Here is a 16384-nt window from a genome sequence, read left to right on the forward strand (position 1 = left end):
ATGGCTTATAAAATCGCTATACAATTCTATGGGCATCTAAGAAGCTATAAAGACACTTTTGCATTTTTTCAAAAGAATGTCCTAGCAGCTAATGCACCCTTTGGGACGCAAATTGATGTCTTTATGCATACTTGGAATGAGCTTGAGCATACAGCACTAAGAGCGCAATACAAAAAAGACTTTGCATTTGCGGGTAAAAAAGTGAGTAAAGAGGACCTTGATTTTGTGAAAGAAAACTATAAACCCAAAGCCTTTTTATGCACTCCTCAAGTAAATTTAAGCCCTAAAGAAAAGGAATTCGTAGAACAAAAAGGTTTTAAAGCAGAAAATTACATAGCCATTTTTAATGTAAGCTATGCGATGGCGCAAGTAGATGGACTAAGAAAAGCTTATAGCAAAAAACACAAAATCAAATACGATTTAATAGTGCTTGTCCGCCCTGATATACTTTTTAAAGAGCCTTTAGTTTTTCATAAGGCTCTAAATGACAGAACTTTAGGTAAGCATAAATTCTTGCATTTTGGCATCGAAGAGTTTAATAAATGTGTGTTTTATGCCTATATGCAAAAAGAACCTTTACATGATGAGCTTTTTCGCAATCAAAAGCTTTATGTAACAGGAATCGACTTACTTTGTATGGCAAGTGAATGGGCTATGAGTCATCTTTGCTCTTGGCATAGCAGGGTTTTAAATTTCGCTCCTATGGGTATAGAGTGGTGGCTTACAAAACAAATTGTTGATAATGGCTTAGAGATTTCTTTGATGTATTACCAAAAACCTGCGAATTTCACTATTTTAAGAACGAATGATTCTGCCTTAAAAGAACAAGTTCAAAGTGCGGGGGGGGGGGGCATTTATGTTGCCTAACTCTTTGTATCAAAGTGAAATTGCAGCTGCAAGAGAGGCTTGGGATTTTGTAAAAGTTTTGCAAAGCTACGACAAGGCTTTAAAACAGAATGATTTTTTAATTTTTGAGTTTATACGTTTTTTAGCAGACACGGGAGCACTTGTAAGAATCAAAGAAATTTTTGAAAGTAAGGATTTAACATATTTTCAAGACTTAATTACTCACAATCACCACGACAAAAGAGCGGGAGAAATTCTTTTAAAATTTTATGAAAAATTTAAGAAAGCCTTGCAAGAACCACAGGATTTAGAGGAAAAACTACTTTTTAATGCTTACCATAAAAATTTTGACGCCTTAAAAGAGCTTTTAAAAAGTGATGAGGTTTTAAGCGATGTGGGTTATATGAGTATGATAGTCAATTACTGCTTTAATGAGCTTTTAGCTGCACAAATGCTAGAAGAAAGTTTTTTTATAAGGCTTATTGATTGCTATATAAAAAGCAGGAGAATCACTCCTACTAGAAAACAATTTGTTTTAAGTTGTGGGCTTGAGTATTTTGCTAAAAAGTCAAAATTTATAGATATTAATGCTGCAATGCGGCTTAATTCCTTAATTGTGAATTTAGCTTCTAAAGAACTTGCTAAAAACTTCAGTGTTAAAATTTATCAAGCTCTTTTAAAGGCATATCCTCAATTAAATGCGCTTCACTTAGCAAATCAAAAAAACCCTATTAAAACTCCTAAAACACGAGGTAAAAAAGTAGCTCTCTTGCTTTGTGGGCAAGTGAGGGGGAATTTCAACGCTTGTTTTGAAGTCTTTAATGAAAGAATCATAAAGCCCTTAAACGCCGATGTTTTTGTTTTTACTTGGGATTCTTATTTCAAATATCCCGGGTTAGCAGGAAGTGCAAGTAGGGGTAATGACTGGGCTTATAGATATGCTAAAGGCATTCCTTGCCCAAGCGATCTTAATTCCACAGGTTTTTTTATGGATAACTTTCCTTTAAGTTATGCAAAGCTTAATACCAAAACTCCGCCACAACCTACCAATAAAAATCTATTTAAAACCCTAAGAAATGTCAAAAATATAGAAATAGCAGATGAAAAGGAAGCCGATAAAGAATGTAAAGACTTTGCAATGGGACAAAATCAAAGAGAATCCAATATGTATAAAATGGTTTATGGCTTTAAGAGAATTTTAGAGAATGTCAAAGAATATGAGGCATTAAATGGAGAATACGATTATTTAATACGGGTTAGACCTGATGTTGTAGTTTATGGTGAATTTAGCTTTGAAAAACTTGAGACTTTGAATGCAAATGAAATTGTTGATGATTTTTTTCATTATGGAATGCAAGACCAGTTTTTTTTAGGTAGAAGAGAAGTTATGGATAGAATGCTTAAGTTTTATGATTGTGTAGCTAGGGCTAAAGATTTGCGGTATTACTCAAAAGATGTAAGCGCGAATTTTTCTTGCCATTTTGCTTTTTGGATGCATTGTATTTTAAATGATATTTTTGTTGTAAAAAGTTCTTATCCTAGGGATTTGAGTGTGTTTTTGAAAGATTTAAAATTGCCCGATATAAAAGAGGAATTTTTGATTGATTTTAAAAATGCTCCACAAAGCATTAAGATAAGAAAAGATATAAAAGAATTTTTTGCTAAAGCCTTTGGTTGTGGTGTTAAAACAAATCCTAAAGAACATCTTTCTTACAAGCTAGGCTCCGCCTTGATTAAAGCGCATAAAGCTTGGTATAAAGGAGGTTATATTAAATTCTTTTTTGAGCTTTATAAAATAAGAAAGGAATTTAAAGAAAAGCAAAAGACTAAGCTTTAATAGAATCCTTTAAGCCTTAAATATTCCAGACTTTTTAATGCGCGATTCCCTCATAAGCGCGCGCTGACTTGCTCTTTTGGTAGGATTCCTTTTAAGTCATACACAACTACTAAACCACGTTTGCTAAAATCTAGTGTTTTGAATGCATCATGAGCTACTGCAACAATAACTGCTTGATACTCTTGTAAGGCAAATTTGCTAAAATCACTTAAAGTTAGTCCATACTCATGTTTAACCTCTTCAGCATTAGCCCAAGGGTCATACACATCAACTTTGCATTCAAAATCTTTGAGTTCTTTTACAATATCCACAACACGAGAATTGCGAATATCTGGGCAGTTTTCTTTGAAAGTAATGCCTAAAATTGCAACCTTTCCTTTAACGATTTGGTGAGAGTTTTTAACCATAAGTTTAATCACTTTATTTGCCACGACAATACCCATATTATCATTGATATGACGTCCTGCTAAAATCACTTGAGAATGATAGCCTAGAGATTCTGCCTTGTGTGTAAGATAGTAAGGATCTACGCTAATGCAATGCCCACCAACAAGCCCAGGACGGAAGGGCAAGAAATTCCACTTGCTTCCTGCTGCTTCTAAAACATCAAGCGTGTCAATGCCTAATCTATCAAAGATTAATGCAAGTTCATTAACAAAGGCGATGTTAATATCACGTTGGGAGTTTTCAATCACTTTTGCTGCTTCTGCGACTTTAATGCTAGATGCTTTATGTGTGCCAGCAGTGATTATGCTAGAGTATAGGGCGTCAATCTCATCGGCAATTTGTGGAGTTGAACCGCTTGTTACTTTTTTGATATTGGGCAAGCGGTGTTTTTTGTCTCCGGGATTAATGCGCTCTGGAGAGTATCCACAAAAGAAATCCACATTAAACTTAAGTCCGCTCTCACACTCTAAAATTGGCACACAATCTTCCTCTGTGCAGCCCGGATACACGGTGCTTTCATAAATGACAATATCACCTTTTTTAAGCACTTTTCCTACGCTTTGTGATGCTTTTTTAAGCGGAGTTAAGTCGGGTTTATTGTAGGTGTCAATGGGAGTGGGCACGGTTATGATGTAGATTTGTGCTGCTTTTAAATCTTCTAAGTTTGTTGTGAATTGTAAATGTTTTGCTTCTTTTAATTCTTTAGAATCAACTTCTAGTGTGCGGTCATAGCCACTTTTTAACTCATCAATACGTTTTTGAAAAATGTCAAATCCTATCACCTTATACGTTTTGCCAAATTCTACTGCTAAGGGAAGTCCAACATAGCCAAGACCGATAATCGCAAGAGTTTTCATTCAAAGTCCTTTAAAAGATTTGTAACATTCTATCTGGTTTTGATAAATAAAAAGTAAAGCAATGATAGAATTATGGAATATTTTTTGCTGATTTTGGGAGAATCTCAATCCCATTTTTGCGCTTATAAGGAGTATTTATGAAAAAGCTAATTATTGGAATCTTTAGCGTGTTGTTATTTAGCGGATGTGTAACAACAAGCCTACAAACAAAAGTAACAATGGCACAAAGTGTGTTTATTGACCCTGTGAATGCAACACAAAAGATTATTTATGTCGCGGTGAGAAATACAAGTGGTCAAAATATCAATTTACAATCAAAAATTGAACAGCATTTGCAGCAAAAAGGCTACCAAATCACGCAAAACCCAGATAATGCAACTTTTATTTTGCAAGCAAACATTTTGTATTGCGATGTAAAGCAAGAAAACAATGCACAAGATGCCGCAATTTTAGGAGCAGCAGCGGGAGCGGGTGTGGGTATATATAATCACTCTAGCGCAACAGGTGGCGTTGTAGGTGGCTTAGCGGGAGCTGTTGTTGGAGGATTAGCCGGCAAACTTACAGAAGATAAGATTTTTCAAATGCAAGTGGATATTAACATTCGCCAAAAAACTAATGCGAGAGTGTGGGCGGATAATGGGCAGAGCATCGGACAAGCAAAAGTGAGCAACCAAAAACGTGCGGGATTTTTAAATAGCTTTGGTGGTAATGTACGTGATACACAAGGTGGCGGAAATTTGCAAAGTAATATTCAAAACTATGATAATCAATCTTATGAGCGCGACTATATCCAAAAACAAACCACGCTTCTTGCTGAAGCAACAAAGTTAAATCTAACACTTCAAGAAGCAATTCCTGTTTTAGAAGATAAAGTTTCTAGCCAAATCTCTGGAATTTTCTAGGCTGCTTAAGAGCATCGCCTCTCTTTTTATTCTCACATTTAAAGTTGGATTCCTTAGTGAAACATAAATTCACTAAGGGAAATTTGCTGTGTCAATTTGTGCGCATTTATTAATCTTTAAGATAATTAAAATTATTATATATGAACAAATGCTCATATATTGAGTATTTAATTTTAGATTCCAACTTCAAGGATATACAATGCTAGAAACCCAACGCAAACAGACATTACAAAATGCCGCAGAAAATCTTCCCAAAGAAGAGTTGCTCTATGATTTAGCAGATTTTTTTAAGATTTTTGGAGATTCTTCAAGGATTAGAATCTTATTTCTTTTGCGCGAAGAAAAACTTTGCGTTAATGCAATTTCTTACCTTTTGCAACTCTCACCAAGTGCGGTGTCTCATCAGCTTAGAGTCTTGCGTCAAGCGCGTCTTGTGCGCTACCAAAAAATCGGCAAGGAAGTGTTTTATAGTCTTGATGATGACCATATTGAAAAAATTCTAGACCAAGGTTTAGAGCATATTAAAGAAATGTAGAGGGGAAAATATGGAATGTTGTGGTAAGGATTGTAAAATAAAGTCTGCAAACAACAGCTTTAAGAAAGTTGTGTTTGGTGTGGCAATTTTTGGATTTCTCATGGCACTTGCTAGTGAGTTTGAGTTGTTTTATTTGCCAAAGCTAATGCAGATTCTGCTTTTTGTTGCAAGTTATTTTATGTTGGGTTATGGAATCTTAAAGGCAGCATTTTTAGGGCTTTTAAGACGTGAGTATTTTAATGAAAATAGCTTAATGGTGCTTGCAAGTTTGGGGGCATTTTGTATCGGTGATGGAGCTGAAGCGGTTGCGATTTTGCTTTTTTATCGCGTGGGCGAGTTTTTAGAGAATTTAATTGTAGAAAAATCTAAAAAGCAAATTCGCTCACTTGCGGATTTAAAAGTAGAGAATGCAAGGATTTTGCAAGAGGGCTCCCATGTGCAAATTCCTCCAGAGCGCGTAAAAAAAGATGATGTTTTAATTGTGTTTGCAGGAGAGAGAATCTTAGCAGATGGCGTGGTGATAAAGGGCGAGGGTAGTGTGGATAACTCCGCTCTAAGTGGCGAATCCATTCCGCAAAGTGTGTGCGTTGGCGATAAAGTCCTCTCAGGTGGTATTAATCTAGATGGAATCTTGGAGATTAGAGCGACACAAAGCTATGTAGATTCCGCATTTAGCAAGGTTTTAGAACTCATTGAAGAGGGAAGTGCGCAAAAAAGCAAAAGCGAAGAGTTTATTACAAGATTTGCTTACTATTATACGCCTATTGTTACGTTATGCGCTTTTTTGGTTGCATTAATCCCATCGCTTTATTTTTGGGCATTAGGCGGTAGTTTTATGCAAGAGTTGCAAACTTGGGCTTATAGAGGAATCATTTTTTTAGTTGTTTCTTGCCCTTGTGCGCTTGTAATTTCTATTCCGCTAACATTTTTTGCCTCTTTAGGAAGGGCGTCAAAAGAGGGGATTTTAATTAAAGGTTCAAGCTATTTAGAGGCACTAAACTCTGTTGGGGCTGTGGTGTTTGACAAAACTGGAACACTTACAAAAGGAATCTTATCGCTCAAAGAAGTGCGCACTTATGGAGACTATGCACAGGATTTTGCGCTAAGTCTTGCTGTGGCACTAGAATCGCATTCTAATCATCCTATTGCAAAGGCAATCTTAGAGGCTAGAGAAACTTTAAAAAATGTCGAAGTAGTGGTTTTAGATTCCATAAAAGAATGCGCTGGGGGTGGAATCCTAGCACAATACAAAGGAGAGGTTCTAGCACTAGGCAATGCGCGCTTTATCAAAGAGACAATAGGGCAACAAATTGCGGAATCTCAAAGTGAGAAATGCGAGATTTTTTTAAGTTTAGGAACAGAAGTTGTTGCGTCTTTTGTGCTTGAAGACGGAATCAAAGAGGGCGCAAAAGATGCAGTGAGGGATTTAGGCGGACTTGATATGTATATCTTAAGTGGGGATAGGGCAGAAGTTACACAAAATGTAGCCCAGCAAGTTGGAATTACAAATTATTTTGCGCCTTTGTTGCCAGCAGATAAGGTGGGGCATTTAAAGGAGATTTTAGCAAAGAATAAAGCACTAGGCAAAAAGGTGATTTTCGTAGGCGATGGAATCAATGATGCGCCTTCTTTAGCACTTAGTGATATTGGAATTGCTATGGGAAATGGTAGTGATGTAGCATTAGAGGGAGCGGATATTGTGATAATGCGCAATGATTTAAAAAAGATTCCATTTGTTTTAAAGCTTGCACAAAAAACGCGTTTGATTTTATGGCAGAATATTATTTTTGCTTTAGGAGTGAAAGTGGCGATTATGCTTTTTGGTGTGTTTGGAATCGCAAATCTATGGATTGCTCTTTTTGGTGATGTGGGTGTGGCAGCTCTAGCCCTTTTAAATGCAATGCGTGCAATCCGCTAAGAAAATGTTTCCGCGTAAATTTTATCGTTTAGTGTTTGCTTTTTTGATGTCTGTGTTTATGAGTTTTATAATGTCTGGAATCATTACATTTTTAAATTTAGGATTCCAAGCAGATTTTTTTGAACAATGGCTTTTAGAGGCGTTTCCAAAGGCTTGGGTGGTGGCATTTCCTATTGTGTTTTTTCTCGCGCCATGTGTGGCAAAACTTACGGAATTTCTTATGCGAGAGTGAAGTTTAAACCCTGTTTATAAGAGTTTAAAAAAAAAAACAATATTATACGTTATTAAATACGACTTAAGGAGATAAAATGGAAGATATAAACAAACTCTTTAGAGAATTCCAGCGGGAATGGAATCTACAAAAGGTGAAAAATATGACTTTAGAGGAATACACAGCAGTAGGCGGGGCAAATAGAAATGATTTTACTTATTGGATAGAACATAAGCTTAAAAAGCTAGGAGTTATGGGTGGTGGAGATTCGTTTAAATTTGGGATTTATAAAAGAGGAAATAACGGAGGAAAAACATTAGGAGAAGGCAAAAAGCATGATGGTGAATATGCTTGGCTTACAGAATATGGACAAACTTCAGAGGAAGCTTTTAAAGAGATAAAAAATCGCATTGTGCAAGTCATAGAATGTAGTCAGCAAAATAGGCTTGATGAGATTGAGAAAATACCCTTAGGGGATGTATATAAATGGAAAATTGCCTTTCACTATCAAGATATTGATAATATAAAGATTGTAAATATTTTTGCAAAAAGTTTATTACAAAACATTGCTAAAGGCGAGGGTTTAGGACAGAATCTAAACACAGCACAAATTCATCAAAAGCTTTTAGGAGATAAAACTTACACTCTTAATGCAATGATAGAGGAAAAATTCATTCCTTTTCGGAAGAAATATAAACTACAAAATCAAGGGGAGACAATGCAAGAATCTAATCAAAACAGCACTCAACAAGATTCCAAACAATCAAAACCCCCACTCAATCAAATCCTCTATGGACCTCCAGGCACAGGCAAAACATACAACACCAAAATTAAGGCATTGGAGATTTTAGTGAGCAAGGAGTATGAGAAAGCCTTAAGTTCTGGAGAAAGGGAGGAGATTTTAGAGATTTTAGAAACTTTAAAAAAGAATCCTAAAGATGAAAATAGCCAAGAAAGGGCTAAAAAAAATTTTGATGACAACAAGAAAAAGGGGCAGATTGCCTTTATCACTTTTCATCAAAGTTTTTCTTATGAAGAGTTTGTTGAGGGGATAAGACCTGTTCTTGGAAATTCTCAAATGAATTATGAATTGAAGGTTGGAATCTTTAAAGACATTTGCAAAAGGGCTGAAAAAAATCCTTCAAAGCCCTATATCCTAATTATTGATGAGATTAATCGCGGAAATATAAGCAAGATTCTAGGGGAGCTTATTACATTAATTGAGCCAGTTAAAAGAAAAGGCGAAAAGGAGGGCTTAGAGGTCAAACTCCCTTATAGTCAAGAATCCTTTGGTGTGCCTAACAACCTTTACATCATTGGCACGATGAATACCGCTGATAGAAGCATTGCCCTGCTTGATACTGCATTGCGTAGGAGGTTTGAATTTATTGAGATGATGCCAAATTTTGAACTTTTAAATTCAAATTGCGCGGGGGTGGATTTAAAAAAACTTTTAGAAAAACTTAATCAGCGCATAACATTTTTGCTTGATAGAGAGCATACCATAGGGCATAGCTTTTTTATGGAAGCAAAAAATTTAGAGAATTTAAAAAAGATTTTTAGTAGAAAAATTATCCCACTTCTGCAAGAATATTTCTATGAGGATTATGCAAAAATTGACGCAGTGCTTAATGGTAATGGAATGGTTAAATCAGAAGATTCTAACTTTAGCGAGTTATTTGATAGTAGTAAATTTAGCGACCTAGATAGCGAAAAGAAAATCTATACAATCACAGATTCTAACAATTGGAGTGAAAAGGAGTTTCAAAAAATTTATGATAATGCTATCAAAGATAAAAAAGACAATGAAGCATAAAAATTTATGTATTGCCGAATGGCAATGCTTTAACGTAGAGGATATTAAGCAGGTTTTAGGACAAAACAACGCAAAAATACAAGCTGAAAAAATCTTTGATGAATTAAGAGAATTTGCACAAGGTGAGGGTAATCATATTTTCTTAAAATTTGCAGGTAAAAAGCTAAAGGCGCAAAATTATGTCGGGCTTATCCAAACTAAAAGTGGCTTTTGCGTGGAGATTCTGCCTAAAATTTTTGCTAAAGAGAGTGAGGGTTACTCTCAAAACTGCACTTGTAAAGAAGCTAAAGAATCTCAAAATGCGAAATGTGAAGTTTGCGCAGCTAAAACACTTTTGCTTTCAATGCTTAAAACCCTAAAAAATTCCCCTTTCAAGCAAAGCCATTTGAGCAGTCTTAAAACCCAAAATCTCCCCTTGCTTGAAGTCTTTGTTTTAATGTTTTTAGAGCAATGTGAGGGGCTTATTAAAAGAGGGATTGTAAGCCATTATGTGCTAAGTGAAGAAAACCGCAAGTTTTTAAAAGGCAAACTCCTTTTTAACCAAAATCTTAAAACAAATCTTGTTCATAAAGAGAGATTTTTCACTTCAAGCGATGAATTTAGTCTAAATATCGCCCCTAATCGCCTCATAAAAACTACCTTAGAGTTTTTAGATAAGCAGAATCTAAGTAGCCAAAACCAAAGCAAACTCACACAAATACGTTTTATTTTTGCTGATATTCCACAAAGCCAAAATATCCATAAAGATTTCACGCAATGCCATACTGCTAAGCAATTTAAAAGCTATGAATTGCTTTTGCTGTGGTGTAAGATCTTTCTAAAAAAACAGAGTTTTACGCCTTATTATAGAGATTCTAAAGCTTTTGCCCTACTTTTTGATATGAATGTGTTGTTTGAAAGCTTTGTAGCAAACACAATGAAAAAATGGCTGCATAACAAGGAATTTAGGGAAAGAGAGGGGAGGCAATATGAGGATTTTATGAAGGAATTTTTAGAGAATACAGATTGCATTAAAACTCAAGAGTGTAAAAAATATTTAGCACAAGAAAAAGAGAATGGGCGTAAATTTCTCTTAAAGCCTGATATTGTGGGCTATCAAAGAGAGCAAGAACAACTTGTCTTTATTGCGGATACAAAATGGAAAATTTTAAACCAAGATTTAAAAAATATTTCAATACCTGATGTCTATCAAATATGGGCATATCTCTCAAAATACAAATGCAAAAAAGGCTTTTTGATTTACCCTCTTTTGCGAGATTGTGAATCAAAAAGGCTAACATTGGAATTTAAACCAGAGATACCTTGCTTTGAAAATAAAAAAGCTAGCTTTTCTTGTGTGTTTTTTCCACTTGAATGCAAATAGCAATTTTTATTTCTTTTAAATATTTATTGAGATTCTCAAAATTTTTTGCTAATGGATAATTTGGAGGCTAAAGCCTAGCTGATATTAAAAAGACGTTGAGTGTTTGCGTTAATCTGTGCTATTAGTGTCTCTTTGGGAAGTTGTAGAATTTCTTGCATTTTTTCTAAAACTAAAGGAATGTAGGAGGGTTCATTGCGTTGCCCTCTGTGCGGGTGGGGCGTGAGATAGGGAGCGTCTGTCTCAAGCAGTAGTGATTCTAGGGGAATCTTTGGTAGCACTTCTACTAGTTTTCTAGCGTTTTTAAAGGTTAAAACTCCTCCAATTCCATAATAAAAATTAAAAGGTGCAAGCTTTAAGAGTTGAGAGTCTGCATTAAAGCAGTGCAAAACTCCGCCTACTAAGTCTTTTGCATAAGTTTGTAGAATCTCTAAGCTATCATTTGAAGCATCTCTAATATGCACGATAAGAGGTTTTTTAAAAGCAATAGCAAGTTTAATTTGTGCGATAAACACGCGTTTTTGCATTTCCTTTAGCTCTAAGATGGAATCTAGGTTAAAATCCTCTAACTTTTCTTCTAAGTTGTAATAGTCCAAACCGCATTCTCCGATAGCAATGCACTTTGGATTGTTTAAAAAAGATTGAACATAGGCTTCATCATAAGCATAAGCTAAGTTAGGATGCACGCCACTTGCAAAATAGACATTTGTATGTGTGTTTGCTAAATTTTGTGCTTTTTGTAAATCTTTGGGGTCTGCTGCTGGGATAATAAAATGTGAGATTCCTGCATTTTCTGCGCGCTCTAGGATTTCTTCAAAGTCCGCATCATAACGTGCATCATCTAAATGGCAATGTGTATCGCAAAGCTGCATAATAATCCTTTTATGTTACAATTTGCGCATTGTATTAGATTGAAGCTTAAAGGTTAGGAATGTTTACAGGGCTTGTGCGCGAGTTTGGCAAGGTGGAGAGTTTGCAAGGGTCTAACTTGTGTATTTTAGCAGAACATAAGCCACGTATTGGGGATTCCATAGCGGTAAATGGAGTGTGTTTAACAGCAATTGAAGTTTTTAATAAAGGCTTTGTGCTAGAGCTTAGTGAAGAGACGCAAAAACACATTGCATTAGAATCTTATAAAGACTTAGTGCATATTGAACCTGCAATGCGCTTAAACGACCGCTTAGATGGACATATCGTGCAAGGACATGTTGATGGGATCGGGGTGATTACAAAAATTGTGCCACATTCTGTTGGGACGGATTTTTTTATTCAAGCAGATTCTAAGATTTTAGCTTTATGTGTGCCTAAGGGTAGCATTGCAATTAATGGGATTAGTTTAACTATTAACTCTCTTTTGGATTCCACATTGCGTTTGACAATTATTCCACACACAATGCAAACAACACTTTTTGGGCAGTATCAAATAGGAACACGTGTCAATATTGAAACAGATTGTTTAGCGCGCATGGTGCGACATTTCTTAACGCATAATTTAGATTCTAAACTTAGCTGGGAAGCAATAGATAGAATCTTGGGGAGTTATTAATGTTACAAAAAAATCCTTTGAACCAAAAAGCTGTTGCCTTAGCTTATGAGCAAAACAAACAACGTGCTCCAAAAGTGATTGCTAAAGGCGAAGGGTTTATTGCCGAAAAAATCATACAAAAGGCAAAAGAGTACGATATTCCCCTTTTTCAAAGTAGGGCACTTGTGGATTCACTCATAAACTTAGAGTTAGATGAAGAAATTCCACCTGCTTTGTATAAGGCAGTTGTGGAGGTCTTTATTTGGTTGTATCAAACAGAGAAAAAAGCACAGATTAGCAATACTTAGCATTTGCATTTAAGCAAAAGTGTTATACAATTAGCCCTTTTACTTCAAATAAAGGGTGTAGAGTTGTTTGCTGGTATTACAGAAAGCTTTCAAAATGCAATTAATAAAATCCGATTCCAAGATGATGAAAAAGCACTAAAACGCGCTCTAGATGAGCTTAAAAAAGCACTATTAAAATCTGATGTGCATTACAAGGTTTTAAAAGAGTTGTTAAGCGATGTGGAGCTTAAGACAAAGGCTTTAGGAATCGGAAAGGACAACTTTTTAAAAGCTTTGAAAGAGGCGTTAAATGCGATTCTAACTGCACCGGGACATTATGGATTTATTTTTGCCTCAAAGCCACCTACAATTGTTTTAATGGCAGGCTTGCAAGGAAGTGGTAAAACAACAACAACAGCGAAGTTAGCAAATTATTTAAAAGGCAAACAAAAGAAAGTTTTACTTGCTGCTTGTGATTTACAGAGGTTAGCAGCGGTGGAGCAGTTGCGCCAACTCTCTTTGCAAGTGGAGGTAGATTTTTTTCATCTTGAGGGAAAAAGTGCGGTAGAGATTGCAACAGAGGCTAAAAAAAAGGCAATAGAGGGTTTGTATGATGTGCTGCTGGTGGATACAGCAGGACGTTTAGCTATTGATGAAGAATTAATGCAGGAGTTACAAAGCATAAAGCAGGTAATTTCTCCTAATGAAGTGTTTTATGTGGTAGATAGCTTAAGTGGGCAAGATGGCGTGAAGAGTGCAGCAATTTTTCATGAAAAAATGGATTTAAGCGGTGTAATTTTAAGTAAGTTTGATGGCGATAGCAAAGGTGGAATCGCGCTTTCTATTGCCCATCAACTTGGGATTCCATTACGTTTTATTGGTGTAGGGGAGAAAATTGCAGATTTAGAAGTGTTTATTCCAGAGCGCGTGGTTGGGCGCTTAATGGGTGCTGGAGACATTCACTCATTGGCTGAAAAAACTGCGGCTGTGATTAGCGAGAAAGAGGCAAAAGATATTTCTAAAAAAATCAAAAAAGGCAAATTTACTTTTAATGATTTTATTGCACAGCTTGATAATATTAAAAAAATTGGTTCTATGCAGTCCATTTTATCAATGTTACCGGGTCTTGGAAATATGGCGAGTGCGCTAAAAGATGTAGATTTAGATAATTCTAAAGAGATTAAGCAAATGCGCGCGATGGTTTCTTCTATGACGCCAAAGGAACGTGATAATCCAGATTTATTAAATGGCAGTCGCAAAAAACGTATTGCAATGGGAGCGGGGATTGATGTGAGTGATGTTAATCGCTTTTTGAAGCAGTTTGAAAATGCCGCAAAAATGGCAAAAAAGTTTTCCAACAAAGGTGGAATGGGTGATTTAATGAGCCTGATGAAAGACGCAAGAATGGGACAACTAAGGTAATAAATGCCGCATCTCCCAAAAACATAAATTTAAGCGTAAGTTTGTATAAAAGTGAGTAGAATTTCACTTTTATACAGATTTATCTGTGGTTTCAAAGATTTAATTTTTAAGGAGCATATTTTGGCAACTGTTATCCGCTTAACAAAAATGGGACGCAAGAAAAAACCATTTTACAGAATCGTTGTAACTGATAGTAGAAAAAAACGTGATGGGGGTTGGATTGAGTCTATTGGGTATTATAATCCTCTAACAGAGCCATCTGTTGTAAAATGCGATACAGAGCGTTTAAAATACTGGGTTAGCGTTGGCGCAAAAATGAGCGACCGCGTGCGAGCAATCACAAAATAAAACAATATGGTAGAGAATTTTATAGAATCTTATGTCAAAAAAATCGTGGCAGAACCCGATAAAATCCGTGTAGTTAAGCATGAGATTGATACGAATTTTTATGAAATTGAGATTCTGTCTTCTTTGCAAGATGCTGGGCGATTGATTGGCAAAGATGGGAAGATGATTAGTGCAATCAAAACTTTTATTTCGGGCATTAAGGCAAAAGATGGCAGTTCTTATCGTGTTATAGTCAAGCCACAATAATGCTTGGCAAGGCGATTCCAAAGGATTGGGTGAGCGTCGCAAAAATCGGGCGTTCATTTGGTTTTGAGGGGGATGTAGTTTTGCATATCTTAAGTGATTTTCCAGAATCTTTTAGGGTTGGAAATGTTTATCACTCGCAGTTTAAAGAGCTAACTTTAGAACGTTACTCTCCGCAAAAATCTATCGCGAAATTTAAAGAAATCAATTCCAAAGAAGAAGCAAAACAGATTGTTAATTGTATTTTGTATTCTACGCAAGAAGAAAGCAGGGCGCAGTGCGTTTTGGAGGATAATGCGTTTTTTTGGTTTGATATTATAGGGAGTGAGGTTGTTGAAAATGGTGAAGTTTTGGGGCTAGTGAGTGAGATTGACCGCTTTTGCAATCAAGATTATTTGTATGTGAAAACCTCCTCTGCACTTGTAGCACAAAATTTTTCTAAGAGTTTTCTGATTCCTTATAATGCGCGCTATATTTTGAAAGTGGAATCTAAAATAGATTCCAAAGAGCAAAATCCAAAAAAAGATTTACTAATTAATCCTCAAGTTGATTTTAAAAGACAATCTAAATCAAATGCCCCAAAAATTATCCATACACAATTTTGCAAAGATATTTTAGAAAATAGCTAATGTGTTTCACTTTTGTTACATTATTTCCGCAATTAATTGAGGGTTATTTTAGCGATTCTATCTTGCACCGCGCACTAGAAGCAAAACTTTTAAGTGTGGATTTTGTCAATCCGCGTGATTTTTCCCAAAATAAATTTTTAAAAGTAGATGACTATCAAGTTGGTGGCGGAGCCGGTCTAGTGCTTGAACCTATAACACTTAGTTTAGCACTAGATTCTATTAAAATGCGGAATCCAAAAACGCATATTATTTTTTTAACGCCTTGTGCAAAAACTTTTTTGCAAAATGATGCAAAGCGTCTAAGTCAAAGTGAGCATATTACCCTTGTCTGTGGACGTTATGAAGGTTTTGATGAGCGCTTGATTGAATTGTATGCTGATGAAGTTTTTAGTGTTGGGGATTTTATCTTAACAGGTGGTGAGCTAGCAGCATTGTGTTTATGTGATAGTGTGTCAAGACAGATTGCTGGTGTGCTTGGAAATCAAGAATCTTTGCAAGGTGAGAGTTATGAGAGACATTTGCTTGAGGCTCCAAATTTTGTAAAGCCGCATTGTTTTAAAAAATTAACTATCCCTTCAGAGTATTCAAAGGGAAACCACGCTAAGATTGCCGATTTAAAACTAAAAGCTGCAGAGGCGAAGACCAAGTTTCATAGACTAGACCTCTATATGCGTTATAAACAAGGGTTAAAAGATGAGAAATAAATACATTCAGCATTTTGAAGATGCGCAAATTGCAGGCAAGGAAATTCCGCAATTTAAGGCGGGAGATACTCTAAGGATTGGGATTAGAATCTCTGAAGGAGATAAAACAAGAATCCAAAATTTTGAAGGTGTTTGTATTTCTTTGCGTGGTGTTGGGACAGGCAAGACTTTTACGATTAGAAAAATCGGTGCAAATGGTGTTGGTGTGGAGAGGATTTTTCCAATTTATTCCGAAAGCATTGATAGCATTAAAGTCCTTAAAATCGGTCGTGTTAGACGCGCAAAACTTTATTATTTGCGCACAAGAAGTGGAAAATCTGCTAGAATTAAAGAGATTAGAAAGAGTGAAAGAAATTAATAATTTCTTTTCTCTCCCTTGTGTGTGAGATTTTTAAACTTTATTTGGTAACTTTAGATTCCACATTTGGAATCTTTTTACACTTTCTACATATCCATTATAAAATCCAAAATTTCTATATTTCTATCTTGTAAAAGCT

18 protein-coding genes are annotated in these 16384 nt (G+C 35.7%); 16 read left to right on the forward strand and 2 right to left on the reverse strand.

From position 1 onward, the window contains the following. Both K4G57_RS06740 and K4G57_RS06745 read left to right on the forward strand, forming a co-directional pair. Complete coding sequence (locus K4G57_RS06740; protein WP_221532425.1) at window positions 1–867, forward strand: hypothetical protein; 867 nt, start codon at window positions 1–3, stop codon at window positions 865–867. Further along, a complete protein-coding gene (locus tag K4G57_RS06745) occupies window positions 857–2683 on the forward strand; it encodes a hypothetical protein (protein ID WP_221532426.1) in 1827 nt (608 codons plus the stop codon). Before K4G57_RS06740 ends, K4G57_RS06745 begins: the two co-directional genes overlap by 11 nt. Window positions 2684–2733: 50 nt before the next feature. Here the strand turns inward: K4G57_RS06745 and tviB are convergent, their stop codons facing one another. Continuing rightward, window positions 2734–3987, reverse strand: a complete 1254-nt coding sequence (gene tviB / locus K4G57_RS06750) for a Vi polysaccharide biosynthesis UDP-N-acetylglucosamine C-6 dehydrogenase TviB (protein WP_221532427.1) — start codon at window positions 3985–3987, stop codon at window positions 2734–2736. A 137-nt stretch (window positions 3988–4124) separates the two neighbouring features. On the opposite strand from tviB, the gene traT reads away from it, so the two are divergent. The 6 genes from traT to K4G57_RS06780 all read left to right on the forward strand — a co-directional run bounded on the left by traT (window position 4125) and on the right by K4G57_RS06780 (window position 10732). Further along, window positions 4125–4889, forward strand: coding sequence for a complement resistance protein TraT (gene traT / locus K4G57_RS06755; protein ID WP_221532428.1), 765 nt, complete (start codon window positions 4125–4127; stop codon window positions 4887–4889). Between the two features lie 199 nt (window positions 4890–5088). Then, window positions 5089–5424: an ArsR/SmtB family transcription factor gene (locus K4G57_RS06760; RefSeq protein WP_221532429.1), complete on the forward strand. Its 336-nt coding sequence runs from the start codon at window positions 5089–5091 to the stop codon at window positions 5422–5424. Between the two features lie 10 nt (window positions 5425–5434). Continuing rightward, the gene (locus K4G57_RS06765) at window positions 5435–7342 is read left to right on the forward strand and encodes a heavy metal translocating P-type ATPase (protein ID WP_221532430.1); all 1908 of its coding nucleotides are present in this window, start codon (window positions 5435–5437) and stop codon (window positions 7340–7342) included. Then, window positions 7320–7574: a DUF2798 domain-containing protein gene (locus K4G57_RS06770; RefSeq protein WP_346728173.1), complete on the forward strand. Its 255-nt coding sequence runs from the start codon at window positions 7320–7322 to the stop codon at window positions 7572–7574. Before K4G57_RS06765 ends, K4G57_RS06770 begins: the two co-directional genes overlap by 23 nt. Window positions 7575–7650: 76 nt before the next feature. Beyond that, entirely contained in the window at window positions 7651–9369 is a 1719-nt protein-coding gene (locus K4G57_RS06775; protein WP_236033264.1) for an McrB family protein, read from the forward strand. Continuing rightward, window positions 9329–10732: an McrC family protein gene (locus K4G57_RS06780; protein WP_221532432.1), complete on the forward strand. Its 1404-nt coding sequence runs from the start codon at window positions 9329–9331 to the stop codon at window positions 10730–10732. The genes K4G57_RS06775 and K4G57_RS06780 overlap by 41 nt, the downstream gene beginning before the upstream one ends. A gap of 74 nt (window positions 10733–10806) precedes the next feature. On the opposite strand, the gene K4G57_RS06785 is transcribed toward K4G57_RS06780, so the two are convergent. After that, window positions 10807–11601: a TatD family hydrolase gene (locus K4G57_RS06785; protein WP_221532433.1), complete on the reverse strand. Its 795-nt coding sequence runs from the start codon at window positions 11599–11601 to the stop codon at window positions 10807–10809. 59 nt (window positions 11602–11660) lie between these two features. Between K4G57_RS06785 and ribE the strand changes: the two genes are divergently transcribed. The 8 genes from ribE (at window position 11661) to rplS (ending at window position 16245) form a co-directional block, all read left to right on the forward strand. Beyond that, window positions 11661–12275, forward strand: coding sequence for a riboflavin synthase (ribE, locus tag K4G57_RS06790; RefSeq protein ID WP_221532434.1), 615 nt, complete (start codon window positions 11661–11663; stop codon window positions 12273–12275). Beyond that, window positions 12275–12562 (forward strand): EscU/YscU/HrcU family type III secretion system export apparatus switch protein, encoded by a 288-nt coding sequence (locus K4G57_RS06795; RefSeq protein WP_221532435.1) that lies wholly within the window; start codon window positions 12275–12277, stop codon window positions 12560–12562. Before ribE ends, K4G57_RS06795 begins: the two co-directional genes overlap by 1 nt. Window positions 12563–12625: 63 nt before the next feature. Further along, window positions 12626–13963: a signal recognition particle protein gene (gene ffh / locus K4G57_RS06800; RefSeq protein ID WP_221532436.1), complete on the forward strand. Its 1338-nt coding sequence runs from the start codon at window positions 12626–12628 to the stop codon at window positions 13961–13963. A gap of 120 nt (window positions 13964–14083) precedes the next feature. Next, window positions 14084–14311, forward strand: coding sequence for a 30S ribosomal protein S16 (gene rpsP / locus K4G57_RS06805; RefSeq protein WP_221532437.1), 228 nt, complete (start codon window positions 14084–14086; stop codon window positions 14309–14311). 6 nt (window positions 14312–14317) lie between these two features. Next, window positions 14318–14557 carry a KH domain-containing protein gene (locus K4G57_RS06810; protein WP_221532438.1) on the forward strand — a complete coding sequence of 80 codons (240 nt, stop codon included), beginning with the start codon at window positions 14318–14320 and terminating at the stop codon, window positions 14555–14557. Then, on the forward strand, window positions 14557–15183 hold the full coding sequence (rimM, locus tag K4G57_RS06815) for a ribosome maturation factor RimM (RefSeq protein WP_236033265.1): 627 nt from the start codon (window positions 14557–14559) through the stop codon (window positions 15181–15183). Before K4G57_RS06810 ends, rimM begins: the two co-directional genes overlap by 1 nt. Next, window positions 15183–15887 carry a tRNA (guanosine(37)-N1)-methyltransferase TrmD gene (gene trmD / locus K4G57_RS06820; RefSeq protein WP_221532439.1) on the forward strand — a complete coding sequence of 235 codons (705 nt, stop codon included), beginning with the start codon at window positions 15183–15185 and terminating at the stop codon, window positions 15885–15887. The genes rimM and trmD overlap by 1 nt, the downstream gene beginning before the upstream one ends. After that, complete coding sequence (gene rplS, locus K4G57_RS06825; protein ID WP_221532440.1) at window positions 15877–16245, forward strand: 50S ribosomal protein L19; 369 nt, start codon at window positions 15877–15879, stop codon at window positions 16243–16245. The genes trmD and rplS overlap by 11 nt, the downstream gene beginning before the upstream one ends. The last annotated feature ends 139 nt before the right edge of the window (window positions 16246–16384 follow it).

Source organism: Helicobacter turcicus (assembly GCF_019711685.1).
GTDB lineage: Bacteria > Campylobacterota > Campylobacteria > Campylobacterales > Helicobacteraceae > Helicobacter_D > Helicobacter_D turcicus.